The organism is Campylobacter showae CC57C, from assembly GCF_000344295.2.
Taxonomy (GTDB): Bacteria; Campylobacterota; Campylobacteria; order Campylobacterales; family Campylobacteraceae; genus Campylobacter_A; species Campylobacter_A showae_B.
In genome coordinates, this window is sequence record NZ_AOTD01000033.1 from 1 (window position 1) to 26,407 (window position 26,407).

Annotated in this window: 19 protein-coding genes, 6 tRNA genes and 2 pseudogenes; all 27 read left to right on the forward strand. The window is 43.5% G+C overall.

All coding sequences use genetic code 11. From position 1 onward, the window contains the following. Nucleotides 1–159 precede the first annotated feature (159 nt). The 27 genes and pseudogenes from H740_RS01275 to H740_RS01400 all read left to right on the forward strand — a co-directional run bounded on the left by H740_RS01275 (nt 160) and on the right by H740_RS01400 (nt 26,180). Nucleotides 160–1,902 (forward strand): TolC family protein, encoded by a 1,743-nt coding sequence (locus H740_RS01275; protein WP_004322116.1) that lies wholly within the window; start codon nt 160–162, stop codon nt 1,900–1,902. Nucleotides 1,903–1,930: 28 nt separating this feature from the next. Then, the gene (locus tag H740_RS01280; protein ID WP_004322117.1) at nt 1,931–2,596 is read left to right on the forward strand and encodes a transglutaminase-like cysteine peptidase; all 666 of its coding nucleotides are present in this window, start codon (nt 1,931–1,933) and stop codon (nt 2,594–2,596) included. After that, nucleotides 2,597–3,253: a LapD/MoxY N-terminal periplasmic domain-containing protein gene (locus H740_RS12035; protein ID WP_231679288.1), complete on the forward strand. Its 657-nt coding sequence runs from the start codon at nt 2,597–2,599 to the stop codon at nt 3,251–3,253. Between the two features lie 4 nt (nt 3,254–3,257). Beyond that, on the forward strand, nt 3,258–4,526 hold the full coding sequence (locus tag H740_RS01285) for an EAL domain-containing protein (protein ID WP_231679289.1): 1,269 nt from the start codon (nt 3,258–3,260) through the stop codon (nt 4,524–4,526). A gap of 3 nt (nt 4,527–4,529) precedes the next feature. After that, a pseudogene (locus tag H740_RS01290) lies at nt 4,530–6,659 on the forward strand (type I secretion system permease/ATPase). Between the two features lie 5 nt (nt 6,660–6,664). Beyond that, nucleotides 6,665–8,074, forward strand: coding sequence for an HlyD family type I secretion periplasmic adaptor subunit (locus H740_RS01295; RefSeq protein ID WP_004322118.1), 1,410 nt, complete (start codon nt 6,665–6,667; stop codon nt 8,072–8,074). Nucleotides 8,075–8,086: 12 nt separating this feature from the next. Beyond that, complete coding sequence (locus tag H740_RS01300; RefSeq protein WP_004322119.1) at nt 8,087–8,695, forward strand: response regulator transcription factor; 609 nt, start codon at nt 8,087–8,089, stop codon at nt 8,693–8,695. A gap of 64 nt (nt 8,696–8,759) precedes the next feature. After that, nucleotides 8,760–8,835 (forward strand) — tRNA-Thr (locus H740_RS01305). Between the two features lie 57 nt (nt 8,836–8,892). After that, nucleotides 8,893–8,977, forward strand: a tRNA-Tyr gene (locus tag H740_RS01310). 8 nt (nt 8,978–8,985) lie between these two features. Next, nucleotides 8,986–9,062: transfer RNA gene (locus tag H740_RS01315), tRNA-Gly, on the forward strand. A gap of 133 nt (nt 9,063–9,195) precedes the next feature. Continuing rightward, a tRNA-Thr gene (locus H740_RS01320) sits at nt 9,196–9,270 on the forward strand. A gap of 63 nt (nt 9,271–9,333) precedes the next feature. Continuing rightward, the gene (gene tuf, locus H740_RS01325) at nt 9,334–10,533 is read left to right on the forward strand and encodes an elongation factor Tu (protein WP_004322120.1); all 1,200 of its coding nucleotides are present in this window, start codon (nt 9,334–9,336) and stop codon (nt 10,531–10,533) included. Between the two features lie 53 nt (nt 10,534–10,586). Next, entirely contained in the window at nt 10,587–10,757 is a 171-nt protein-coding gene (gene rpmG / locus H740_RS01330; protein ID WP_004322121.1) for a 50S ribosomal protein L33, read from the forward strand. 8 nt (nt 10,758–10,765) lie between these two features. Then, a tRNA-Trp gene (locus H740_RS01335) sits at nt 10,766–10,841 on the forward strand. 14 nt (nt 10,842–10,855) lie between these two features. Further along, nucleotides 10,856–11,035 carry a preprotein translocase subunit SecE gene (gene secE, locus H740_RS01340; protein WP_004322122.1) on the forward strand — a complete coding sequence of 60 codons (180 nt, stop codon included), beginning with the start codon at nt 10,856–10,858 and terminating at the stop codon, nt 11,033–11,035. Nucleotides 11,036–11,041: 6 nt separating this feature from the next. Beyond that, nucleotides 11,042–11,575: a transcription termination/antitermination protein NusG gene (gene nusG / locus H740_RS01345; protein WP_197273045.1), complete on the forward strand. Its 534-nt coding sequence runs from the start codon at nt 11,042–11,044 to the stop codon at nt 11,573–11,575. Between the two features lie 10 nt (nt 11,576–11,585). Next, nucleotides 11,586–12,011 carry a 50S ribosomal protein L11 gene (gene rplK, locus H740_RS01350; RefSeq protein WP_004322124.1) on the forward strand — a complete coding sequence of 142 codons (426 nt, stop codon included), beginning with the start codon at nt 11,586–11,588 and terminating at the stop codon, nt 12,009–12,011. A gap of 121 nt (nt 12,012–12,132) precedes the next feature. Next, nucleotides 12,133–12,837 (forward strand): 50S ribosomal protein L1, encoded by a 705-nt coding sequence (gene rplA, locus H740_RS01355; protein WP_004322125.1) that lies wholly within the window; start codon nt 12,133–12,135, stop codon nt 12,835–12,837. 107 nt (nt 12,838–12,944) lie between these two features. Beyond that, nucleotides 12,945–13,427, forward strand: coding sequence for a 50S ribosomal protein L10 (rplJ, locus tag H740_RS01360; RefSeq protein ID WP_002947610.1), 483 nt, complete (start codon nt 12,945–12,947; stop codon nt 13,425–13,427). A 16-nt stretch (nt 13,428–13,443) separates the two neighbouring features. Continuing rightward, the gene (gene rplL / locus H740_RS01365) at nt 13,444–13,821 is read left to right on the forward strand and encodes a 50S ribosomal protein L7/L12 (RefSeq protein WP_004322126.1); all 378 of its coding nucleotides are present in this window, start codon (nt 13,444–13,446) and stop codon (nt 13,819–13,821) included. 109 nt (nt 13,822–13,930) lie between these two features. Beyond that, nucleotides 13,931–18,068, forward strand: a pseudogene (gene rpoB / locus H740_RS01370) (DNA-directed RNA polymerase subunit beta). Then, nucleotides 18,061–22,569, forward strand: a complete 4,509-nt coding sequence (rpoC, locus tag H740_RS01375) for a DNA-directed RNA polymerase subunit beta' (protein WP_004322127.1) — start codon at nt 18,061–18,063, stop codon at nt 22,567–22,569. Before rpoB ends, rpoC begins: the two are co-directional and overlap by 8 nt. 135 nt (nt 22,570–22,704) lie before the next feature. Continuing rightward, nucleotides 22,705–22,878, forward strand: a complete 174-nt coding sequence (locus tag H740_RS12040; RefSeq protein ID WP_004322128.1) for a hypothetical protein — start codon at nt 22,705–22,707, stop codon at nt 22,876–22,878. Nucleotides 22,879–22,977: 99 nt separating this feature from the next. Beyond that, nucleotides 22,978–23,385, forward strand: a complete 408-nt coding sequence (gene rpsL, locus H740_RS01385; protein ID WP_004322129.1) for a 30S ribosomal protein S12 — start codon at nt 22,978–22,980, stop codon at nt 23,383–23,385. 75 nt (nt 23,386–23,460) lie between these two features. Then, entirely contained in the window at nt 23,461–23,931 is a 471-nt protein-coding gene (gene rpsG, locus H740_RS01390; RefSeq protein ID WP_002947591.1) for a 30S ribosomal protein S7, read from the forward strand. 12 nt (nt 23,932–23,943) lie between these two features. Continuing rightward, on the forward strand, nt 23,944–26,022 hold the full coding sequence (fusA, locus tag H740_RS01395; protein ID WP_004322130.1) for an elongation factor G: 2,079 nt from the start codon (nt 23,944–23,946) through the stop codon (nt 26,020–26,022). An 81-nt stretch (nt 26,023–26,103) separates the two neighbouring features. Continuing rightward, nucleotides 26,104–26,180 (forward strand) — tRNA-Arg (locus H740_RS01400). Nucleotides 26,181–26,407: the final 227 nt, after the last annotated feature.

The following is a 26,407-nucleotide window of genomic DNA, read 5'->3' on the forward strand; positions in this document are numbered from 1 at the left end:
AATGCACTACACATCAGCGGTTCTGATGTAAAATTTGAGAACCCGATAGAGTTAATCGCAAAAGCACTTTTGTAAATTTATAACTTTTTTATTTTTTATAATATATAATCGCGGGTTAATGTATTAGCGTTAATTTAAAATAAATTACAAAGGATTTCTATGAGAAAAGCAGCAGCGATTAGCTTTTTAGTTTGCGGTTTGTTGTTCGCAAATGACGAATATAACGTATTTGTGAGCAGCTTCGGCGACGACGTAAAAGAAGAAGCGATAGAGAGTGCCAGAGCTAGCGTAGAGCGCAAGGTCGGAGATCTTGACGGAGTGGAAAAAGTCGTAAGCGGGACTTTCGGTAAATACCGCGCCATAGCCGTTAGAACCAAGTCTTTGGATAAAGACAGCATTAAAAATTTAACGGCTCAAATCAAGGCAGCGGGATATACGGACGCTTATAGCGCGGTCGCTAAAGATTCTATTTCTTCAGGCGATGAAACGCAAAATTTAAGCGAAAGCAAAGATGCCGCTAAAGCTCCAAAGCCGGGTCTAAGAAAAAAACAAGATTTGACGTTTAAAGAAGCTCCGGAGCCGATGGGTGCTGGCTATATCGAGAACGGCGTGCAAGAGAGCGGTCAAGTTAGCCTAAATGCAGCAGTTAAAAACCTGCTTCTTGAAAACCCGGGCCTAAAAGAGACCGAATATGCCTATATGCAAGTGGGAAAAGACCTAAATATCGCTAATAACGCCTACTATCCGACATTCGATATCGGCGGAACTTACGGCTACAGAAAAGAAAAAATAGATAACGGCATAACCGTACAAAAAGGTAGCGGCAAAAGGCTTACCGCAAACGCGACGCTAACGGAAAATTTGTATAACGGCGGAGCCGATAAAAACAGAATGATCTCTCAAAGCCACAGGATGGATGCGGCTGCTTATAGCGTGGCGCAAAAAGCCGACAGGCTTACACTTGAGTTTGCAAACGCATATATCACTGTGCTTCAAACTAAAGAGCTACTAGAGATTGCGCAATCAAACGTAAAAACTCACGAGGAAATTTACTCTCAAATCAAAGATAGAACAAGCTCTGGCTTTGCTAGAGGCTCTGAGGAGAGACAGGCTGGCTCTCGTCTCACGCTAGCTCAGGCAAATTTGATCTCTCGCGAAAACAACTATAACGACGCTCTAAGCACCTTTGAGAAACTTTACGGTAAAGGCATTGCGGCAGAAAATTTGGTCGCTCCAAGCTTTGAGTTACCGTTACCGGGAAGCGAAAGTGCGGTATATAACATCGCTATGAAATGCAACCCGAGCGTGCTTTTGCAAGATGCAAACATAAAAATGAATCAATCCGTCGTTAATGAGAAAAACGCCGCTTTTAGACCGAAGGTGGATCTCGAAGCCAGCGCAAATCACGAGAGAAACGATGTATTTTACGACGATTATAAAGATACCTCTTACGACGTTTTGTTAAGACTAAAATATAATCTTTACAACAAAAACTCAGACAAGCTAGAGAAAGAAAAAGCCGTCCTAGCCGTTACCGAGTCGTCTCACGGGCTTGAGAGGGTAAAAAGAGAGCTTTCAGAGAGTCTTAAATTTTCATGGCAGACTTACGTGCTAAATCAAAAAAGACTCGAGTACCTAAACGAGCACGTAAAATACGCCAAAGAGACGCTTGATGCGTATAGGGACGAGTTTAGGATCGGTAGACGCGATCTTATAAATTTGCTTGATGCCGAGAGCGAATACAACAACGCTTTGGTTGAGATCGTAAATACTCAAAAAGAGCTTTTATACGCTAAATTTAGGCTTCTTGATAATATGGGTATGATTACCGATAGCTTCGAGCCTGGATTTGCTAAAAAATATATCCAAGGCGCGTGCTCGATAGCCGAGGATCTAAGATAGTCTTTAGACTAAAATTTAGATAAATTTTATGAAATTTGGCATAAGCGCGGGCAAATACAGGAGGGCGTTTTTAGCGAGCGCCCTTTTTGTGTTCGCGATTTTTGCGGGAGGCGAGTTTATAAAAGCCTCCACCTACGACAAGATCGCTAAAGTTTACGGCCAAAACGCCAAAAAAAGAGTGGTTGCCTTAAACGAGCTTATGGTGAGCTTAAAGGACGCCACGGAGCAAGAAAAGCTCGTAAAAGTAAATGATTTTTTTAACCGCTTACAGTGGAAAGACGACAGGGAAGTTTGGGGACAAAAAGACTACTGGGCTACGAGAATGGAGTTTTTGGGCAAGGGCGCCGGGGATTGCGAGGATTTCGTTACGGCGAAGTACTTCACCCTAAAGCAGCTCGGCGTTTCCACGCAAAAGCTTTATTTTACTTACGTAAAGGCGCTTGATTACAACCAAGCGCATATGGTTTTATCTTATTATGACAGCCCAAAGTCCATACCGCTAGTTTTAGACAATATCAACCCAAACATCAAAATAGCTACGCAAAGAAAAGACTTAGCGCCCGTTTATAGTTTTAACGGTGATTCGCTATTTTTATCAAAACAAGAAGGCTTGGGGCAGGCAATCCCGGGCGGAAACAAAAAACAAAATCCAAAATGGCTAAATTTAGTCGATAGAATGAAAGAGGACGGATAGATGACGCTTTTAAAACAAATAATGCTGGCGATAATTTCCTTTATGTTGGTTATTTTCGTAGCCGTCGGGATTTTAAATTTTACGACGACGAACGACTATATCTCCGCTCAGCTAGGCACTAACGCCAAGCACACGGCAAATTCGCTAGGTCTTGCCATAGCGTCGGTAGCAAATCCAAACGATTTATCCAGCATTCAAACAATGATAAATTCGGTATTTGACAGTGGGTACTACTCTATGATAAAGCTAACCGGAGTAGACGGCGAGACGCTTATAGAAAACTCGCAGCCTCTGGTCGTAAATAGCGTTCCTGAATGGTTCGTAAAAAACGTAAAACTAGAAGCTCCGGTGGCGCAAAGCGAGATAATGCTCGGTTGGAGTAAATTTGGCACCATTTACGTGCAAAGCAACACCGGCATCGCTTATTACGAGCTTTACAACATAGTTAAAAAGGTCTTTTTCGTGCTTTTCGTGATGTCGCTATCAGCTCTGCTTATTAGCTATTTTGGCGTAAAGATCATTTTTATCCCGCTTAAAAAAGTGCAAAAGCAAGCCGAGGCCATACTGCAAAATAGTTTTATCTTACAAGAAAAGATTCCTTTTACGCTAGATATTAGGCAGGTCGTCCTTGCGATGAACGTGATTAACGCGCGTTAAGGACGTGTTTGAGCAAAGCGCTAAGACGCTAAGCAAATACGAAGAGCTACTTTATAAAGACGAAGAAACCGTACTTTTCAACAGAAGATATTTACAAAATAACTTTAAGGATTATATTTCGAGCGAGGAGTATTCAAGCGGTGCCGCATCGATGATAACTTGCAAAGATTTGCGAGATCTAAAACAAGAGATCGGTTTCAACGCGCAGCAAAAGCTTATAAAAACCATCGCGTCTGTAATATCCCAAAACGCCATAGGTATGCTGCGAGCTAGACTAAACGACGATGACTTTATGATCGTAGCCGCAAATTTAACTACGCAAAACGTCAAAGCCATAACCGATAAAATTTTACTAACGATACAAGAAGAATTTATCAAATTTAACGTAGATATGGACAAGCATCCGGTCTTTGCCGCGATCGTGCCTTACGGACCGAAAACTCCGCTAAAAGACGTGCTCATAACGGCCGATATCACGCTAGCAAGAGCTAAAGAGGGCTCAAATTTCTCCTCACTGATCTATAAGAGCGACAAAGAGATCATGCTGGGAAAAGAACAGTATAAAGAGCTTATCGAAACCTCTCTTAAAAACGGTATGTTTAAATTTGCGGGACAAAAAGTGGCGTCAAATTTTGCTGAAATAGCGCATTGCGAGCTGTTTATCAGGCTCGTCGACGGCGAGGGTAGATGGCAGACGGCGAGCTACTTTATGCCGATGGTAAACGAGCTAAAGATGGCGGTGGATATAGACCTTTACGTTTTAAATAAATTTGCCGATATGCTAAGAGACGGTAAGCTTAAAACTATGCAATACGCGCTAAATTTGGGCAAGGATATCTTAAACTCTACTCAGCACTTTACCGAGCTTGAAAATGCGCTCAAAAAGATAAGACGATACGCGCCTGCTAAAATTTTCATCGAGATTCCGAACAAAGACGATATCGACGTGGCAGTTCTTGACGGACTTCACCAGAGATTGCGCGCGCTCGGTTTTGGCTTTGGACTCGATCACTTCGGATTTGACGCGAAAAGTATCGAAAGGCTTAATGCCGTTAGCCCTGATTACGTCAAAATCCCGGTGGCAAATTTGATAGACTTTTTAGGCGAGAGAACGTCCGAGCAAAGAAGCTCGTTTGAAGCGATGATGAGAAGTAAGGGCGTAAAAATCATAGCTATGGGCGTAGAAAACGAAGAGCAAGAAAAGAGACTGCATACCCTAGAAATCGACTATTTGCAGGGGATTTTCATATCTCAAATAGAAAATATCGGATAAAAAATGCAAGAAAAGAAAAACGACGAACTGCTTGATTGTTTGGTGATATTTACCAAACTGCACAACAACCCGTATACCGCCGATGCGTTGGTGGCTGGGCTGCCGACGAATGAAAATGAAGATATCGAGCTTTTTTCGCTTAACGGCTCGAAATCGCTTTTTACTAGAGCGGCGGCTAGGGGAGGGGTTGTTTCAAGTTTAGTAAATAAACGGATCGAGGACATCTCGCCTTTGGTGCTGCCTTGCATCCTGCTTTTACGTGGCAAAAAAGCTTGTATATTAGAGAGTTTCGAGGGCAAAACGCACGCAAAAATCATAACTCCCGATATGCCAAACGGCTCAAATTTGATAGAGATCGAAAAGCTAAAAGAGGAGTATCTGGGCTATAGCTATCTGCTAAAGCGCGAGTTTATCCCCGAGGATAATAAGCCAAATTTGATAGATACCAAAACTAGCCACTGGTTTTGGGGTACGCTAAAGCGCTCTAGGAAAATTTACATCGACGTCATCGTGGCTAGCATAGTGATAAATTTATTCGTTTTAGCCAGCCCGCTTTTTACGATGAACGTTTATGACCGAGTCGTGCCAAATAACGCCGTAGAGACGCTTTGGGTACTAGCTCTTGGCGTGAGCGTGGTTTATCTTATCGATCTGTTTTTAAAATTTATACGCACATATTTTCTAGACGTCGCAGGCAAAAAAAGCGACATCATCATGAGCTCGCTACTTTTTGAGCGCGTGATGGATATAAAGCTCTCCGTCAAGCCAAAATCGGTCGGCTCGTTTGCCAACAACCTGCGCGAATTCGATACGGTTAGAAATTTTTTCACTTCAAGTACTTTGGCGGTTCTCATCGACCTGCCGTTTGCGATTTTGTTTTTGCTGATTACTTATTTTATCGCCGGCTATTTGGTGGTCGTGCCGCTATTTTTTATGGCGGCTGTGCTTTTCTACACGCTCTTTTTCCAAAACCCGCCCCAAACTAGCATAAAAAGAACCCTTTAGGCTAGCGCAAAGAAAAACGGAATTTTGATCGAGACGCTAAACGGTCTTGAGACGATAAAAACCATGGGCGCGACCGGAAACGTACAGTGGAACTGGGAAGAGGCTACCGGCGAGATAGCGAACAAAAGCATAAAATCAAAGCTGATCTCGGCGTCGATAAATACGGTTACGTCGTTTTTCGTGCAGTTAAATACGGTCGGCATCATCGTCTTTGGCGTCTATATGATACAAGATACCAAACTCACGATGGGCGGACTCATCGCGGCCGTGATGCTTAGCTCGCGCGCTATCGCTCCGATGGGGCAGTTTGCGAGCCTGCTGGCAAACTACGAGCAGACGAAAACCGCCTACGAGAGCCTAAAAAAGATAATGGAGATGCCCGTCGAGCGTCCTGAGGGTAAAAAATTCGTCCGCAGAAATACCTTTAACGGCAAGATCGAGTTTAAAAACGTATGCTTTACCTACCCTGAAAGCACCAAAGCCTCGCTAGATAGGGTAAATTTTACTATAAACGCAGGCGAGAAGGTTGGTATCATCGGCAGAAACGGCTCGGGGAAAACCACTATCGAAAAGCTTATTTTGGGGCTTTATTCGCCGACTGAGGGCTCGATCCTGATAGACGGCATCGATATAAATCAAATCGATCCAGCCGACTTGCGCCGAAATATCGGCTACGTCCCGCAAGACGTGGTTTTGTTTAAAGGTACGGTAAGAGGCAATATCGTCTATAAGGCTCCGCACGTCGATGATATGCAGATTATCCGTGCGGCAAAAGTTAGCGGCGTGGACGAATACGTAGACGCGCATCCGCTGGGCTTTGATATGCCGGTGCATGAACGCGGCGAGGGTATAAGCGGCGGACAGCGCCAAGCTATCGCCGTAGCGCGCGCCTTTTTGTTAGATAGTCCGATTATATTGCTCGACGAGCCGACAAATTCCCTTGATAGCAGCGTGGAAAATAAGCTAAAAAACAATCTCAAATTTAACACGAAAGATAAAACTATGCTGCTTATCACGCACAAAACGTCTCTGCTCGAGCTAGTAGATAGACTCATCGTCGTCGATAACGGCAAGATACTGCTGGACGGGTCGAGAGATGAAATTTTAGCTAAGCTTGGCGGAAAGTAGCGAGCATGGATAAGAAAAATTTAGAAATACAAGAAAACATCGGGCAAAATTTGGAAACTTCGACTCAAAACATAAAAAAGATCATCCAATCTAAAAACTACGACGCAAACGATCTTCGTTTTATGTCCAGTTTGTCGGAGGCGGTGCTAGCTAAGGCGCCGTCGGGATCTAGGAAAATTTTATACATCGTCGCGATAACCGTTTTTTGGCTAGTTGTTTGGGCGTCGTTTGCACAGATAGACGAGATCACGCGCGGCAACGGCAAGATAATCCCGTCGGGCAAAAATCAGATCGTGCAAAATTTGGAAGGCGGCATAATCGAGGAAATTTACGTTCGCGCGGGCGATGAGGTAAAGAAAAATCAAATTTTATTAAAAATTGACGACAAAAGCGTTTCTAGCGTCTACGGCGAGTCTAAATTTAGACTAAACGAGCTGCAGGCAAAATACTTGCGCCTTTACGCCGAATCAAACGACGAGGAATTTGATGCGAAAGAGACGGGGGATAAAGACTACGACCGATTCGTCGGATTTGAAAAGAGTCTTTACGACACAAACAAGGCAAGACTAAGGGAGCAAATCGGCATCCTTGAGGAGCAGATAAAACAGCGCCAAAGCGAGCTAAGGGAGCTTGAGAGCAAGATCGACCAGACTAAAAGCAGCTACAACCTGCTACAAAAAGAGAAGCAGATAACCGAGCCGTTATTTAGAAAAGGGCTTGTGAGCGAGGTTGAGTATCTGCAGCTCCAAAGACGCGTAAACGATCTAAGAGGCGAGCTAAGCGCGGCAAAACTCTCTATCCCTAGAGTTCAGTCCACGATAAAAGAGGTGGAAAATAAAATAACCGAAGCCAAGCTTGCCTTTCAAAATAGCGCAAAGAAAGAATTTAACGAAGTTTCGGCTGAAATTTCTAGGCTAAACGAAAGCCAGGTAAATTTAAGCGACAAAGTAGAAAGAACGCTCGTGCGCTCGCCGGTGGACGGTATAGTAAGCAAACTAATGGTAAATACGGTCTCAGGCGTCATAAAGCCGGGCATGGACATCGCCGAGATCGTCCCCGTCGAGGATAGCTTGATAGCCGAGGTAAAGGTAAAGCCTGCGGATGTGGCGTTTTTGCGACAAGGACTAAAAGCGATGGTTAAGCTTACAGCTTACGACTTTGCGATATACGGCGGACTAGAGGGTGAAGTGACGCAAATCTCAGCCGATACCGAAACAAACGAAAAAACTGGCGAGAGCTACTATCTAGTCAGAATAACGACCGAAAAAAACTACCTAGGAAGCGAAGATAGACCGCTTCGCATCAAGGTGGGCATGATAGCTAGTGCCGACATTATAACCGGTAAAAAAACGGTGCTTGATTATTTATTAAAGCCGATATTAAAAGCTAAACAAAACGCTTTGAGAGAACGATAGGGAGGGGCGGATATGAGAATTTTGGCGTATTCAGGAAATGCAGCCGTAATAAACGAAATAAAAGATAAGCTGGTCGGACGCGACGTCGCGGTTACGCAGGAAAAAGATAAATTTTTAGAGCTTGCTTACGATAAGAACTACGACGTAGTTTGCGTGGATATTTGGGATGCCGACAAAGAAGCAAGAGAGCTTTTGAGCGCGGTGGAAGGTATTAAAATTTTGATACTTTCTCACGAACCTAAATTTAACGAAGGTAGAGAGTTTTTGCACCTTGGCGCAAAGGGCTATGCAAACGCGCGCATGCTTGAGGTGCATTTTAAGGACGCGCTCGAAGCGATCGAAAGAGGCGAGGTTTGGCTATATCCGGAATTTATCCAAAATATGATACAAATGATGACGAAGGAAATTTTGCCTTCAAATTCGTCAAATTTGCTAAAAAAGCTAACAAGCAAGGAAAAAGAGATAGCGGAGCTAGTCTATAAAGGGCTAACAAATCAAGAAATCGCCGAGATTTTACAAATAACCGTAAGGACGGTAAAAGCGCATGTAGGCACTATTTTTGAAAAAACAGGAGCGAAAGATAGAATAAATTTGATTTTATTGATGCAAAAAATGGAATAATTTTCTTAAAAACCTTGACTTTGAAAAGAAATTGGGCTATAATCCAACTTTCATAAATCGGGATGCTGGTGTAGCTCAGTTGGTAGAGCTACTGCCTTGTAAGCAGTGGGTCGGCGGTTCAAGTCCGTTCACCAGCTCCATTTCATAACAGTGTTTGACCAGAAATACCATTGCAAAGCATTTATTTTTTAAAATAGGGTGAGATACTCAAGTGGCCAACGAGGGCAGACTGTAAATCTGCTGACTATGTCTTCCGTGGTTCGAATCCACGTCTCACCACCATGCTACGCGCGGGAGTAGCTCAGTTGGCTAGAGCATCAGCCTTCCAAGCTGAGGGTCGCGGGTTCGAGCCCCGTTTCCCGCTCCAGATTTTGGAACTAAACTGGGAGCTGTAAGATGATAAAAATATTAAATTTTATACATTTTCTACGGCATACCTTTTTAATTTCATTTAGTTGTTTATGCTTTTCAAAAATTCTCTAACGCCAAGCGTTTATAACGCTCATATGGCTCAGAGGTAGAGCACTTCCTTGGTAAGGAAGAGGTCGCGGGTTCAAGTCCCGCTATGAGCTCCACGGATTTTAGAGAAGAAAAATTAAGCATAAATTTGAATCGCAAATATCATTACGGAGGAAGAGATGGCAAAAGAAAAATTTTCACGTAACAAGCCACACGTAAACATCGGTACTATCGGTCACGTCGACCATGGTAAAACAACTTTGACAGCTGCAATTTCTGCTGTTCTTTCAAGAAAAGGTCTTGCTGAGCTAAAAGACTATGATAATATCGACAACGCTCCAGAGGAAAAAGAGCGCGGTATTACCATCGCTACATCTCACATTGAGTACGAGACTGAAAATCGCCACTATGCGCATGTTGACTGCCCGGGTCACGCCGACTATGTTAAAAATATGATTACAGGTGCAGCGCAAATGGACGGTGCGATTCTAGTCGTATCTGCTGCTGACGGTCCGATGCCTCAAACTAGAGAGCACATTCTACTATCTCGCCAAGTAGGTGTTCCTTATATCGTTGTATTTATGAATAAGGCTGATATGGTTGACGATGCGGAGCTCCTTGAGCTAGTTGAGATGGAAATTCGTGAGCTTTTAAACGAGTACGACTTCCCTGGTGACGATACTCCAATCGTAGCAGGCTCGGCTCTACAAGCTCTTAATGAGGCTAAGGCTGGAACAGACGGCCAATGGTCTGCAAAGGTTCTTGAACTTATGGCTAGAGTTGATGAGTATATTCCAACTCCAGTACGAGCAACAGACAAAGACTTCCTGATGCCTATCGAGGATGTTTTCTCTATTTCTGGTCGCGGTACAGTTGTTACCGGTAGAATTGAAAAAGGCGTGGTAAAAGTCGGCGATACCATCGAAATTGTAGGTATTAGACCAACTCAAACTACTACTGTTACCGGCGTCGAAATGTTTAGAAAAGAGATGGATCAAGGTGAGGCAGGCGACAACGTAGGCGTTCTTCTAAGGGGCACTAAAAAAGAAGACGTTGAGCGCGGTATGGTTCTTTGCAAACCTAAATCAATTACTCCTCACACTAAATTTGAGGGCGAAGTTTATATCTTAACAAAAGAAGAAGGTGGACGCCATACCCCATTCTTTAACAACTATAGACCGCAGTTCTATGTAAGAACGACTGATGTTACAGGTTCTATCACTCTTCCAGAAGGAACAGAGATGGTTATGCCTGGTGATAACCTAAAGATAACTGTTGAGCTTATTGCGCCAGTTGCTCTTGAAGAGGGAACTCGCTTTGCGATCCGTGAAGGCGGCAGAACAGTCGGTTCAGGCGTTGTTTCTAAGATTCTAGCATAATCTAATTTATAATTTTTAGCGGAGATTCTTCTCCGCTTTTTAAAAGGGAATTTATGGCAAAAGGTAATAGAATAAAAGTTGGTCTTAAATGTTCTGAATCAGGTGATATAAACTATACCACAGTAAAAAACAGTAAGACAACAACTGAAAAATTAGAACTAAAAAAATATTGCCCAAGATTAAAAAAACATACTGTTCACAAAGAAGTTAAGTTAAAGAGCTAAGGCTTTTTAGGGCAATAGCTCCAACGGTAGAGCGCTGGATTCCAAATCCAATGGTTGGGGGTTCGAATCCCTCTTGCCCTGCCATCAAAAGGTTAAAAATGGAAAAAATAATAAATTATATAAAGCTTTCTCGCGCTGAAATCGGAAAGGTAATTTTTCCACTCAAAGAGCAAATAAGAAATGCTTTTATAACAGTTTTTGCCGTAGTGGCTATTGTTTCGCTCTTTTTAGCTCTTGTTGATGCAATTATGTCTTTCTCTCTTTCAAAACTGATTTAAGGTTGAATTATGGCACATAAATGGTATGCGATTCAAACTTATGCCGGTAGTGAGATGAGTGTAAAAAGAGCTATTGAAAATTTGGTTAGAGATAATCACATTGAAGACCAACTAAAAGAGATTATAGTTCCTACTGAAGATGTAATAGAAATCAAAAACGGCAAGAAAAAAATAAACGAAAGAAGTCTTTATCCAGGATATGCTTTTGCGCATCTTGACTTGGATACAGCTCTTTGGCACAAAATTCAGTCTCTTCCTAAGGTTGGTAGATTTATAGGTGAGGCAAAAAAACCTACGCCGTTAAGCGAAAAAGATATAAATTTAATTTTAGAAAAAGTCCAAAAACGAGCCGCTCCTAAGCCAAAAATTTTCTTTGATAATGGAGAAAATGTTCGTATTACGGAAGGACCTTTCGCGAATTTTACCGGTATAGTAGAAGAGTACGATATGATACACGGAAAGCTAAGGCTAAATGTTTCGATATTTGGTAGAAGCACTCCGGTTGAAATTTTATATTCACAAGTCGAGAAGATAGTATAAGGAGAAGTTTATGGCTAAAAAAGTTATAGGCGAAATTAAATTACATATTGCTGCTGCAAAAGCAAATCCAAGCCCTCCGGTAGGTCCGGCTCTTGGTCAGCAAGGCGTTAATATTATGGAATTTTGTAAAGCATTTAACGAAAGAACAAAAGATATGGCTGGCTTTAGGGTTCCGGTTGTTATCACTGTTTATGCAGATAGAAGCTTTACATTTATCACAAAACAACCGCCTGCTACGGATTTGATTAAAAAAGCTGCAGGTATAGAAAAAGGTTCGGATAATCCGTTAAAAAACAAAGTAGCTAAGCTTACAAAAGCTCAGGTGCTTGAAATAGTTGAGAAAAAAATTGCCGACTTAAATACTAAAGATAGAGAGCAAGCAGCTAAAATTATTGCTGGCTCAGCTCGTTCAATAGGAATTACGGTAGTAGACTAATCCTTTTACCACATAAGGTTTTTTTAAAGTTAAATTTATAAACACGCGTTAATTTTTTATAACGCGTGTGTTTTAAATTTGGCAATGTGGAAGCATAAAATTTAAAAATGCGGAGAAATTAATGTCAAAAAAAACTACAAAAAGATTTGGTAAGCTGCTTGAAAAAGTTGATACCACTAAAACTTACTCTTTAGCAGAAGCTATCGATACTGTAAAATTACTAAAAAGCGCTAAATTTGACGAAACAGTCGAAATAGCACTAAAACTTAACGTCGATCCAAGACATGCCGATCAAATGGTTAGAGGCTCAGTTGTGCTTCCTGCGGGAACTGGCAAAACTGTTCGCGTAGCCGTCATAGCAAAAGATGCGAAAGCCGACGAAGCAAAAGTCGCCGGTGCTGATATAGTCGGCAGCGATGAGCTTGTTGAGGATATTCAGAAGGGAATTATGAATTTCGACGTTCTTATTGCTACTCCAAATTTAATGGGACTAGTTGGTAAAGTAGGACGAATTTTAGGACCAAAAGGTCTTATGCCAAACCCAAAAACAGGCACTGTTACTATGGATGTAGCTCAAGCGGTTAATAACGCAAAAAGCGGTCAAGTTAATTTCCGTGTAGATAAGCAAGGAAATATACACGCTGGCCTTGGTAAAGTTAGCTTTTCAAAAGAGCAATTAAACGATAACATTTTAACTCTTATCAAAGCGGTAAATAGACAAAAACCTGCGGCAGCAAAAGGTAGATATATTAAGAGTGCTGCTTTATCATTAACTATGAGCCCTTCTGTTTTACTTGAAACTCAAGAGCTTATGGATCTACGCTAATTTAGCTAATAATTTTTATCTTAGATTGGAGATAGCAGAGGCTTTTGCTTAATCGTGCTTTTATGCCGCTCTGCTTGAAATCACTAGTCGGAAAGGAGAAAAACTAGATGACGAGAAACGAGAAATCTGAAATAATCAGTAAACTTGAAGCCGAATTTAAAGAAAATGAAGCGATTATAGTTTGTGATTATCGCGGTCTTAGCACTAAAAAACTAGAAGCATTAAGAGATGCGGCTAGAGTTTTAAACGTAAAAGTTCAAATCGTAAAAAATACTCTTGCAAATATCGCTCTTAATAATGTTGAAAAATCTGGTATGGTCTTGAAGGATACAAATATCTTTATCTGGGGCGATCAGCTTTCAGCTACTAAGGTTGCGGCTAAATTTGAAGAAACAAATAGCGAACTATTCAAAATCAAAACCGCTCATATCGATGGCGAAGTTGCAAGTGTCGAGAAGGTCAAGGCTCTATCTAAGATGCCTAGCCGTGATGAGTTGCTTGCTATGCTTTTGCAAGTTTGGAATGCGCCTATCCAAAATTTCACTATTGGACTAAATGCGCTTAAAGAGAAAAAAGAAAAATCAGCATAATATAAAAGGATAAAAAATGGCAATTACTAAAGAGGACGTATTAGAATTTATCTCTAATCTTTCAGTATTAGAGCTAAGTGAGCTAGTAAAAGAATTTGAAGAGAAATTTGGCGTAAGTGCTGCTCCAGTAATGGTAGCAGGCGGCGCAGTAGCAGGCGGCGCAGCCGATGCAGCTGAAGAGAAAACAGAATTTAACGTTGTTCTAGTTGACGGCGGCGACAAGAAAATCAACGTTATTAAAGTTGTTCGCGCTCTTACAGGTCTTGGTCTTAAAGAGGCTAAAGACGCAGTTGAGCAAACTCCTTCTGTTATCAAAGAGGGTGTTAGCAAAGATGAAGCTGAAGCAGCTAAAAAAGAGCTTGAAGAAGCTGGCGCTAAAGTCGAACTTAAATAATTTCACTTATTTTTACAAAGGAGGCGACGCCTCCTTATTTAATTTTTACAAAGATGCCGCAGACGTGCGGTTATTTACTTTCTTTCAAACTTATACCATGAGGTAGAATATGCTAAATAGTTTATACTCAGGAAATCGTCTTAGGGTTGATTTTTCAAATGTTGCCAAAGAGATAGATGTTCCTAACCTGCTACAATTACAAAAAAAGAGTTTTGACCAGTTTTTAAACGTAGATAAAAATCAAGGCGAAAGCGGTATAGAAAAAGTTTTCAAATCAATATTTCCTATACACGATCCACAAAACCGCTTAAGCTTGGAATACGTAAGCTCTGAAATCGGAAAACCAAAATATACGATCAGAGAGTGCATGGAGCGCGGGCTTACTTATTCTGTAAATTTAAAAATGAAAATAAGGCTGATCGTTCACGAAAGAGATGAAAAAACAGGCGAGAAGATCGGCATAAAAGATATAAAAGAGCAAGAAATTTTCGTTCGCGAAATTCCTTTGATGACGGATAGAATTTCATTTATTATTAACGGCGTCGAGCGCGTGGTAGTAAATCAACTACACAGAAGTCCAGGCGTTATATTTAAAGAAGAGGAAAGCCCGACGGTAGTAAATAAACTTATTTATACGGCTCAAATCATTCCCGACCGCGGTAGCTGGCTGTATTTTGAGTATGACACCAAAGACGTACTTTATGTTCGAATAAATAAGCGCAGAAAAGTACCGGTAACAATCCTATTTAGGGCGCTTGGATATAAAAAACAAGATATTATTAAGTTATTTTATCCGATACAAACGCTAACGATAAAAAATAACAAATTTTTGACCCCGTTTAATCCAGATGATTATCAAGGCAGGGTTGAATACGATATCAAAGATGAAGAAGGTAACGTTTTACACGAGGCTGGAAAAAGGCTAACTAAGAAAAAAGCAGATAAGATTATTGCCGACGGCGTCAAATTTGTCGAGTATCCGACTGAAATTTTGGTAAGTAGATTTTTAGCCCACCCGGTTATCGACAAAAATAGCGGCGAGGTGCTTTATGATACTCTTGCGCAGCTTGATGAAAATAAATTGGTTAAAATTTTGGCTGATCAAGAGAGTATCGAGATAGCAAATGACCTGGCTGCAGGCGTGGACGATGCGATCATAAATTCATTTATCGCCGATAACGAGACGCTCAAACTACTACGTCAAACCGAAAACGTCGATGACGAAAACGATCTTGCGGCGATAAGAATTTATAAAGTTATGCGTCCCGGCGAACCGGTAGTTAAAGACGCTGCTCGCGCTTTCGTAAACGATCTATTCTTTAATCCTGAAAGATATGATTTGACGGGTGTTGGCCGTATGAAAATGAACCACAAGCTAGCGCTTGAAGTACCTGAATACGTAACGGTTTTGACCAACGAAGACATTATAAAAACGGCAAAATATTTGATAAAGGTCAAAAACGGACAAGGACATATCGACGACCGTGATCACCTCGGCAACCGTCGTATCCGCTCTATCGGTGAGCTTTTGGCAAACGAGCTTCACCTGGGCTTTGTAAAAATGCAAAAGGCTATCAGGGATAAATTTACGACGCTGGGTAATACCGAAGAGATTATGCCTTACGATTTGGTTAATCCAAAAATGATAACCACGACCATAATGGAATTTTTCACCGGCGGTCAGTTGAGCCAGTTTATGGATCAGACCAACCCGCTTAGTGAAGTTACGCATAAACGCAGACTTTCGGCGCTAGGCGAAGGCGGTCTTGTTAAAGATAGAGCCGGCTTTGAAGTGCGCGACGTTCACCCGACTCACTACGGTAGAATTTGCCCGGTAGAAACACCGGAAGGTCAAAACATCGGTCTTATCAACACGCTTTCTACTTACGCCAAGGTAAACAACCTCGGCTTCGTAGAAGCTCCGTATAAAAAAGTCGTAGACGGCAAAGTAACCGACGAGATCGTCTATCTAACGGCGACTCAAGAGGAAAATTTGGTTATCGCTCCGGCTTCTACCGTACTTGATGAAAGCGGATATATAGTAGAGGATTTGATCGAAGCTAGACAAGACGGCGAGATGATACTAGCTAAACGCGAAGACGTTAAACTTATCGACCTTTGCTCTGGTATGATAGCTGGCGTTGCGGCATCGCTTATTCCGTTTTTGGAGCACGATGACGCAAACCGTGCCCTCATGGGATCAAACATGCAGCGCCAAGCAGTACCGTTACTTCGTTCGTCCGCTCCTATCGTAGGAACCGGCATGGAAAGCACCGTGGCTCGCGATGCATGGGAGGCGATCAAGGCCAGACGCGCGGGAGTAGTCGAAAAGGTGGATAATAAAAACATCTTTATCCTCGGTGAAGATGAGGCGGGTCCATATATCGATCACTACTCTATGGAGAAAAATTTAAGAACCAACCAAAACACGACTTTCTCTCAGCATCCTATCGTTAAAAAAGGCGAAAGCGTAGCGGCTGGGCAGATCATCGCTGATGGTCCGTCTATGGAGCGCGGCGAGCTGGCTATCGGTAAAAACGCGCTGATAGCTTTCATGCCGTGGAACGGCTATAACTACGAGGACGCGATCGTAATCAGCGAAAAAATGATCCGAGAGGATGCGTTTACGAGCGTGCATATCTATGAAAAAGAGATTGAAGCGCGCGAGCTAAAAGACGGCGTCGAAGAGATCACTAAGGATATCCCGAATATCAAAGAGGAAGATCTACTTCATCTAGACGATAGCGGCATAATAAAAATCGGTACGCAAGTAAAACCGGGCATGATCCTAGTCGGCAAGGTTTCTCCAAAAGGTGAGGTTAAGCCGACGCCTGAGGAGCGCTTACTTCGCGCGATTTTTGGAGAAAAAGCCGGCCACGTGGTAAATAAATCCCTTTACGCGACTGCGTCAATGGAAGGCGTCGTCGTAGACGTTAAAATTTTTACCAAAAAAGGTCATGAAAAAGATAGCCGTTCAAATAAAGTTTATGAAGAAGAAAAAGCGGCTTTTGAAAAAGAACACCACGATAGACTCTTGATGCTAGACCGCGAAGAGATGCTAAAAGTAGGTGCTCTGCTTTGCAAAACGCCTTTGAGCTCCGCTCAAACTATCGGTAAAAAAACCTATAAAAAGGGCGAGAAAATCGATAAAGAGGAGTTTGAAAACATCAACCGCTTTACTCTAAGTGCGATCGTTAAGGGCTTTTCAAAAGATGTTCAAAAATCATATGACGATATAAAAAATCATTTCCAAAATGAGAAGAAAAAGCTCAAAGAAGAGCATGATGCGAAGATGGAAATTTTAGAAAAAGACGACATCTTGCCAAGCGGCGTAGTTAAGCTCGTTAAAATCTATATCGCCACCAAGCGCAAGCTGAAAGTGGGCGATAAGATGGCGGGTCGCCATGGAAACAAAGGTATCGTTTCAAATATCGTCCCTGAGGTTGATATGCCTTATCTTCCGAGCGGTCAACCAGTCGATATCGTGCTAAATCCGCTGGGCGTTCCTAGCCGTATGAATATCGGTCAAATTTTAGAAAGCCACTTGGGTCTTGTCGGCTACCGCTTAGGCGAGCAGATAAATCAAATTTTCCAAGAGAAAAAAGGCGAGTGGGTAAAAGAGCTACGAGGCCAAAATGATCGAGATAGCCTCTACGTCCAAATTTATGGATGCTAAAAAGACTCTAGGCAAAATGAGCGACGAGCAGCTTTTAGATTACGCTAGAGACTGGGCTAACGGCGTCAAATTTGCCACGCCTATATTTGAGGGCGTTAGAGTTGATGAGCTGATGAAACTATTTGAACTAGCTAAGATCGATATGGATGGCAAGACCGAGCTTTACGACGGACGCACGGGTTCAAAGATCAAAGAACGCGTAAACGTTGGATGTATGTATATGCTAAAGCTTCACCACTTAGTCGACGAAAAAGTCCACGCTAGAAGCACGGGTCCATATAGCCTAGTTACTCAGCAGCCAGTCGGCGGTAAGGCGCTATTTGGCGGACAAAGATTCGGAGAGATGGAGGTTTGGGCGCTTGAGGCGTACGGCGCGGCCCATACGCTTCGCGAGATGCTAACTGTCAAATCAGACGACGTCGAGGGACGTTTGTCTGCATATAAAGCCCTAACTAGAGGCGAAAATGTGCCTGAAACTGGCATTCCTGAGACATTTTTCGTTCTAACAAACGAGCTAAAATCATTGGCGCTTGATGTCGAGATATACGATGAGGATGAAAATAATGAGTGAGTTAAAACCTATTGAGATAAAAGAAGAACGCAGACCGCGCGATTTTGAGGCATTTCAGCTTCGTTTGGCAAGTCCCGAGAGGATAAAATCATGGAGCCACGGCGAGGTCAAAAAACCCGAAACCATAAACTACCGTACGCTAAAACCTGAGCGCGACGGCTTATTTTGCGCTAAAATTTTCGGTCCGATCCGCGACTACGAGTGCCTTTGCGGTAAGTATAAAAAAATGCGCTACAAAGGTATCAAGTGCGAAAAGTGCGGCGTCGAGGTAACTAGCTCAAAGGTACGCCGCTCTAGAATGGGCCACATAGAGCTCGTGACTCCGGTTGCGCACATTTGGTACGTAAATTCACTTCCGAGCCGCATAGGAACGTTGCTCGGCATAAAGATGAAAGACCTTGAACGCGTACTTTACTACGAGGCGTATATCGTCGAGAGCGTAGGCGACGCGTTTTATGACACCGAAAACAGTAAAAAGGTCGAAATTTTCGACGTTCTAAACGAAGAGCAATACGTTTCTTTGGCTTCTCGTTTTGAAGAGAGCGGATTTAGAGCTAGAATGGGCGGCGAAGTTATCCGCGATTTGCTAGCAAATATCGATTTGGTGGAGCTTTTAAACACCCTAAAAGACGAGATAAGCGCGACAAATTCGGAAGCTAAGAAAAAAACTATAGTAAAAAGACTAAAAGTCGTTGAGAGCTTTTTAAATTCAGGCAATCGCCCAGAATGGATGATGATTACGAATTTACCGGTCCTTCCGCCGGATCTTCGTCCGCTTGTCAGCCTTGACGGCGGTAAATTTGCAGTTTCTGACGTAAATGACCTGTATCGCCGCGTTATCAATAGAAATGCGCGCTTAAAACGCCTTATGGAGCTTGATGCGCCCGAAATCATTATCAGAAACGAAAAACGTATGCTTCAAGAGTCAGTGGATGCGCTATTTGACAACGGACGACGCGCAAACGCCGTAAAAGGCGCAAACAAACGCCCGCTAAAATCGCTTTCTGAAATCATTAAAGGCAAGCAAGGCCGCTTCCGTCAAAATTTGCTCGGTAAGCGCGTTGACTTTTCTGGTCGTTCAGTTATCGTGGTCGGACCAAAACTACGCATGGATCAGTGCGGACTGCCGAAAAGAATGGCGCTTGAGCTGTTTAAGCCGCATTTGCTAGCTCGCCTTGAGGAGAAGGGTTACGCTACGACCGTAAAACAAGCTAAAAAGATGATCGAGGATAAGACGAATGAGGTTTGGGAGTGCCTAGAGGAGGTTGTTAAGGATCACCCGGTTATGCTAAACCGCGCTCCGACGCTTCACAAACTATCTATCCAGGCGTTTCACCCTGTGCTTGTCGAGGGCAAGGCTATCCAGCTGCATCCGCTAGTTTGCGCCGCATTTAACGCAGACTTCGACGGCGACCAGATGGCTGTTCATGTTCCGCTATCTCAGGAGGCTATAGCAGAGTGCAAAATTTTGATGCTTAGCTCAATGAATATCTTGCTTCCTGCAAGCGGTAAGGCCATCACGGTTCCTAGCCAGGATATGGTTTTGGGAATTTACTATCTAAGCCTAGAAAAGACCGACAGCAAGGGTGCTAATAAAATTTTTGCATCTGTAGATGAAGTAATGATTGCCGAGGAAGCGCACTGCCTAGAAGTACACTCGAAAATCAAAACGATGATCGACGGCAAGACGCTATTTACGACTGCGGGTCGCTTGATCATCCGCTCGATTCTGCCTGATTTTGTTCCTGAAAATATGTGGAACAGAGTTATGAAGAAAAAAGATATCGCGAATTTGGTCGATTATGTCTATAAAAACGGCGGTCTTGAGGTAACGGCGGGATTTTTGGATAAGCTTAAAAATTTGGGCTTCCGCTATGCGACAAAGGCCGGCATCTCGATCTCGATCGCCGATATCATCGTGCCTGATAGCAAGCAAAAATATATCAACGAAGCCAAGAAAAAAGTCCGCGAGATACAAAATCAGTACGGCGCGGGCTTGCTAACGGATTCTGAGAGATACAATAAGATCATCGACATCTGGACGGATACGAACAACGTCGTTGCAGGCGAGATGATGAAGCTTATTCAGGGAGATAAGGGCGGATTTAACTCTATTTATATGATGGCCGACAGCGGCGCGAGAGGTTCTGCGGCGCAAATTCGCCAGCTAGCCGGTATGCGCGGTCTTATGGCGAAGCCTGACGGCTCGATCATCGAGACGCCGATCATATCAAACTTCCGCGAAGGTCTAAACGTTCTTGAGTACTTTAACTCAACCCACGGTGCTAGAAAAGGTCTTGCAGATACCGCGCTAAAAACGGCGAATGCCGGATACCTAACCAGAAAGCTAATCGACGTCGCGCAAAACGTGAAAGTCACTATGCACGACTGCGGCACTCACGAGGGCGTCGAGATCACGGAGATCACCGACAACGGTGAGCTTATCGAGAGTCTAGAAGAGAGAATTTTGGGCCGCGTACTAGCCGACGACGTGATCGATCCGATAGCAAACGAAGTATTATTTAGCGAAGGTACTCTAATAGACGAAGAAAAAGCAAAAGCAATAACCGAAGCGGGTATAAAATCAGTCAGTATCAGAACGCCGATAACTTGCAAAGCGGCAAAAGGCGTTTGCGCGAAGTGCTACGGCGTGAATTTGGGCGAAGGTAAGCTAGTAAAACCGGGCGAAGCAGTCGGCATCATCTCGGCCCAGTCTATCGGCGAACCTGGTACTCAGCTAACGCTAAGAACTTTCCACATCGGTGGTACGGCATCGACTGAGCAGCAAGACTATCAAGTTGTCGCACAAAAAGAGGGCTTTATAAGATACTACAATCTAAACGTTTACGAAAACGGCGGTAAGAGAATCGTGGCAAACCGCAGAAACTCAGCCGTCTTGCTCGTAGAACCTAAGATTAAAGCTCCGTTTGACGGAAAGATCGAGATCGAGGTTGCTCACGAGGATGTAAATATCATCGTAAAAGGTAAAAAAGAAGAGGTAAAATATACTCTAAGAAGAGGCGATCTGGCTAAACCTAACGAGCTGGCAGGCGTTAGCGGTAAGGTCGAGGGCAAAATTTACATCCCTTATGCTGACGGCGACCTGGTTAAAGAGAACGAAAGTATCGCCGAGGTCATCAAAGAGGGCTGGAACGTACCGAAACGTATTCCGTTTGCGAGCGAGATAAAGGTAGAGGACGGCGAACCGATCGCTAAGAAAATCCTTGCCGGCGCAAACGGCGTGCTTAAATTTTACATCTTAAAGGGCGATTATTTAGAGCGCTTAAGAAATATCAAAAAAGGCCACGTCGTAACAGAAAAGGGACTATTTGTCGTAGTTGCCGATGAGGACGATAGAGAGGCGGTTCGCTACTATATCCCGCGAAACTCTATCATCAAAGCAAACGATAGCGATATCGTGGATAGCAAAGCGGTCATCTCGGAGCCTGAAAGCCAAGAGAAAACTGTCATAGCCGAGTGGGATCCGTACTCTACGCCGATCATCGCCGAGGCTGCAGGTAGGGTTACGTACGAGGATATCGAGCCTGGTTATAGCGCCGCCGAGCAGTACGACGAGGCGACCGGCCAGAGCCGTCTAGTTATCAACGAGTATCTACCTTCGGGCATCAAGCCTACGATTGTTATTAGCACCGATGAGGGCAGGATGATCCGCTATCAGCTAGAGCCAAAAACCGCGATATTCGTAAGTAACGACGAAGTGGTAAAACAAGCCGATATCCTAGCTAAGACGCCTAAGGCCGTCGCGAAGTCGAAAGACATCACGGGCGGCTTGCCACGCGTATCTGAGCTATTTGAGGCTAGACGTCCGAAAAATACGGCTATCATCGCTGAAATCGACGGTACCGTAAGATTCGAGAAGCCGCTTCGATCTAAAGAGCGTATCGTTATCCATGCCGACGACGGCGCTACGTCGGAGTATCTGATAGACAAAACTCGTCAAATTCAGGTTCGCGACGGCGAATTTATCCATGCCGGCGAGAAACTAACCGACGGGCTAATATCAAGCCACGACGTTTTGAGAATTTTGGGCGAGAAGGCGCTACACTATTATTTGATCAGCGAGATTCAGCAAGTTTACCGCTCTCAAGGCGTTGCGATCGCCGATAAACATATCGAGATCATCGTTTCTCAGATGCTTCGTCAGGTTAAGATTGTAGATAGCGGCGATACGAATTTCATCACTGGCGACATGATCTCTCGAACGAGATTTAAGGAAGAAAATGAGCGCATAATGCGAATGGGCGGCAATCCTGCGATCGCCGAGCCTATTTTACTAGGCGTTACGCGCGCCGCTATCGGAAGCGATAGTGTTATCTCGGCCGCATCGTTCCAAGAGACTACTAAGGTTCTAACCGAGGCTTCGATCGCAGCCAAGATCGACCACCTCGAGGATCTAAAAGAAAACGTCATTCTAGGACGCATGATCCCTGTCGGAACGGGTCTTTATCAAGATCAAAAGATCAAGCTAAAACAAAACTAAAATTTAACCCCCCCTGAGCCTCGCTAAATTCAGCGAGGCTTAAATTTATCTCGCTTTAAAACTAATTAGATAAAATCAATCCTTTAAATTTAAAATTTCGGAATAGAAATAAAAAATTCGACTAGGATCGGCGCATTGCCCGCTATCGGTACTAGTCTAACGATAATGTATGTCTACTGCGGACTCGGAAATTTACCGAAGCTTATAAGCATTGGCGGCTTTAAGGCCGAAATTTTATATCTTTACATCGCTTTATCGCTTTGCATTATTTTTAGCGGAAGCGGAAAATACGCGATTAGAAAAGATTAGTGCGATAAAATTCAGCATTAAAGATGAAATTTACCTTATATTAAGCCAAATTTAAATAAAATCAAGTCTTTTTAATAAATTTAGTCGAAAGGAATTACTGTGCCAACCATTAATCAATTGGTCAGAAAAGAGCGCAAGAAAGTGACTTTTAAGTCAAAATCTCCAGCGCTAAAAGAGTGTCCTCAAAGAAGAGGAGTTTGCACCAGGGTCTATACTACGACTCCTAAAAAACCAAACTCGGCTTTGAGAAAAGTTGCCAAAGTTAGGCTTACAAGCGGATTTGAAGTGATCAGCTATATCGGCGGTGAAGGTCACAACCTACAAGAACACAGCATCGTGCTAGTGCGCGGCGGCCGTGTTAAGGACTTACCGGGCGTTAAATACCACATCGTACGCGGCGCTCTCGATACAGCCGGTGTTGCGAAAAGAACTGTTTCTCGCTCAAAATACGGCGCTAAACGTCCAAAACCTGGTCAAGCAGCAGCCGCAGCGGGTAAAAAGAAATAAAAATTTAGGTTCGCAGACCATGCCATTAGCGGCATAGGTTTGAGTAAAATTTATAAAATTTGAAGGAATAATCAAATGAGAAGAAGAAAAGCTCCCGTCAGGGAAGTAATGCCGGATCCAATTTACGGCAATAAGGTAATCACTAAATTTATTAACTCTCTTATGTACGACGGCAAAAAAAGCGTCGCTACCGAGATCATGTATGGCGCTATCAAAGCTATCGAGAAAAAAAGCGGCGACGTAAAAGGTATAGACGTATTTAACGATGCTATCGAAAACATTAAGCCTCTTATGGAGGTTAAATCTCGTCGCGTCGGCGGCGCTACCTACCAAGTACCAGTAGAGGTTCGCCCGGCTCGCCAGCAAGCTCTTGCTATCCGCTGGATCATCGGCTTTGCTAGAAAAAGAAGCGAAAGAACGATGATAGACAAGCTAGCTAACGAGCTACTTGATGCGGCAAATTCAAAAGGCGCGTCTTTCAAGAAGAAGGAAGACACCTACAAAATGGCAGAAGCTAACAAAGCGTTTGCTCACTACCGCTGGTAAGAGGAGGCTGGTATGGCAGATAGAAAAACCCCTTTACATATGGTTAGAAACATCGGTATCGCTGCTCACATCGATGCCGGTAAAACTACGACCAGCGAAAGAATTTTGTTCTTTACGGGTATGAGCCACAAGATAGGCGAGGTTCACGATGGCGCTGCTACGATGGACTGGATGGAGCAAGAAAAAGAGCGCGGCATCACGATTACGTCTGCGGCGACCACTTGCTTCTGGAAAGATCACCAGATAAATTTGATCGACACTCCGGGCCACGTCGACTTTACTATCGAAGTCGAGCGTTCTATGCGCGTTCTTGACGGTGCTGTTTCGGTATTTTGCTCAGTCGGCGGCGTCCAGCCTCAGTCTGAGACCGTTTGGAGACAAGCAAATAAATATCACGTTCCAAGAATCGTTTTCGTAAATAAAATGGACAGAATCGGCGCAAATTTCTTTAATGTCGAGTCTCAAATCAGAAACCGTCTAAAAGCAAATCCGGTGCCTATTCAAATTCCTATCGGCGCAGAGGATAACTTTAGAGGCGTAGTCGATTTGGTTAAAATGAAAGCTTACGTTTGGGAAGACGACAAAAAGCCGACTGACTATAAAGAGATAGAGATCCCGGCGGAAGTAAAAGAAAAGGCAGAAGAGTACCGCACTAAGTTAATAGAAGCGGTTTCTGAAACCGATGATAGCTTGATGGAGAAATTTTTTTCAGGCGAGGAGCTAAGCGAAGAAGAGATCAAAAAAGGTATTAAAGCGGGTTGCTTAAGAATGACGATAACTCCTATGCTTTGCGGAACGGCATTTAAAAATAAAGGCATCCAGCCCCTACTTGACGCGGTCGTAGCATATTTACCTGCACCGGATGAGATCGAGGCGATTAAGGGCGTTTATGAAGACGGTAGCGAAGTAACGGTAGAAAGCACCGATAACGGCGAATTTGCAGCTCTTGCGTTTAAGATTATGACCGACCCGTTTGTCGGACAGCTTACATTTATCCGTGTTTATCGCGGTAGCCTTGAGAGTGGTAGCTATGCTTACAATACTGTTCAGGATAATAAAGAAAGAATCGGTCGTTTGCTAAAAATGCACTCAAACAAACGCGAGGAAATTTCGGTTCTTCACGCGGGCGAGATAGGCGCGGTCGTAGGTCTAAAAAATACCCTAACCGGCGATACGCTCGCGAGCGAAAAAGACAAGGTTATCCTTGAGAAGATGGACTTCCCTGAGCCGGTTATCAGCGTTGCCGTCGAGCCAAAAACTAAAGCCGACCAAGAAAAAATGGCTATCGCGCTTCAAAAACTAGCTCAAGAAGACCCAAGCTTTAGAGTGGGCACCGACGAAGAGAGCGGTCAAACCATCATCAGCGGTATGGGCGAACTTCACCTTGAGATCATCGTAGACAGAATGCTACGCGAATTTAAAGTCGATGCCGAAGTTGGTCAACCGCAAGTTGCATACCGCGAGACCATCCGCAAAACAGTTGAGCAAGAGTATAAATATGCTAAGCAATCAGGTGGTCGCGGTCAGTACGGACACGTATTCTTGCGCCTTGAGCCGCTACCTGCAGCTAGTGGATTTGAGTTTGTTAACGACATTAAAGGTGGCGTAGTTCCTAAAGAGTACATCCCTGCGGTTGAAAAAGGCTGCAAAGAGGCGCTTCAAAACGGCGTACTTGCCGGCTATCCTGTTGAGGACGTTAAAGTTACCCTATTTGATGGTAGTTATCACGAAGTCGACTCATCTGAAATGGCGTTTAAGCTTGCCGCTTCTATGGGCTTTAAAGAAGGTGCCAGAAAGGCAGGCGCAGTTATCCTTGAGCCTATGATGAAGGTTGAGGTTGAGACGCCTGAGGACTATATGGGCGACGTTATCGGTGACCTAAACAAACGCCGCGGTCAAGTAAACTCTATGGATGAGCGCAACGGAAGCAAGATCATCACGGCTTTCTGCCCGCTAGCTCAGATGTTTGGTTACTCTACCGACCTTCGCTCTATGACGCAAGGTCGCGCGACTTATTCTATGGAATTTGACCACTACGAGGAAGTTCCAAAGAACGTTAGCGAAGAAATTATTAAGAAAAGAAACGGCTAAGCCGAATTTGGCGGGGATGCAAATCCTCGCCTTTAAATTTAACCTCTATTTTGGCCTTTGTTTTACAAATTTGATATTTTTGTCCTCATAGCTCAGCTGGATAGAGCGCAGAATTCCTAATTCTGAGGCCACAGGTTCAAATCCTGTTGGGGACACCACCGAAAAATATTCTCAAATTTTTATTTTCCTTTTTACTGATAAAATATTCGGCGTCCTCAAAGTCCACCTACCCATTTCCAAAAAATTCTAATTTATCCCCAATTTCACCCAAGCCAACTCTCCTACCTCCAAATTCCCACACCCCACCCCAAATTTAACTGCATAAAATTCAAATTTATTTTTGTTCTACCTATATCCCGATATAATCACGTTTTTAGGCAAATAA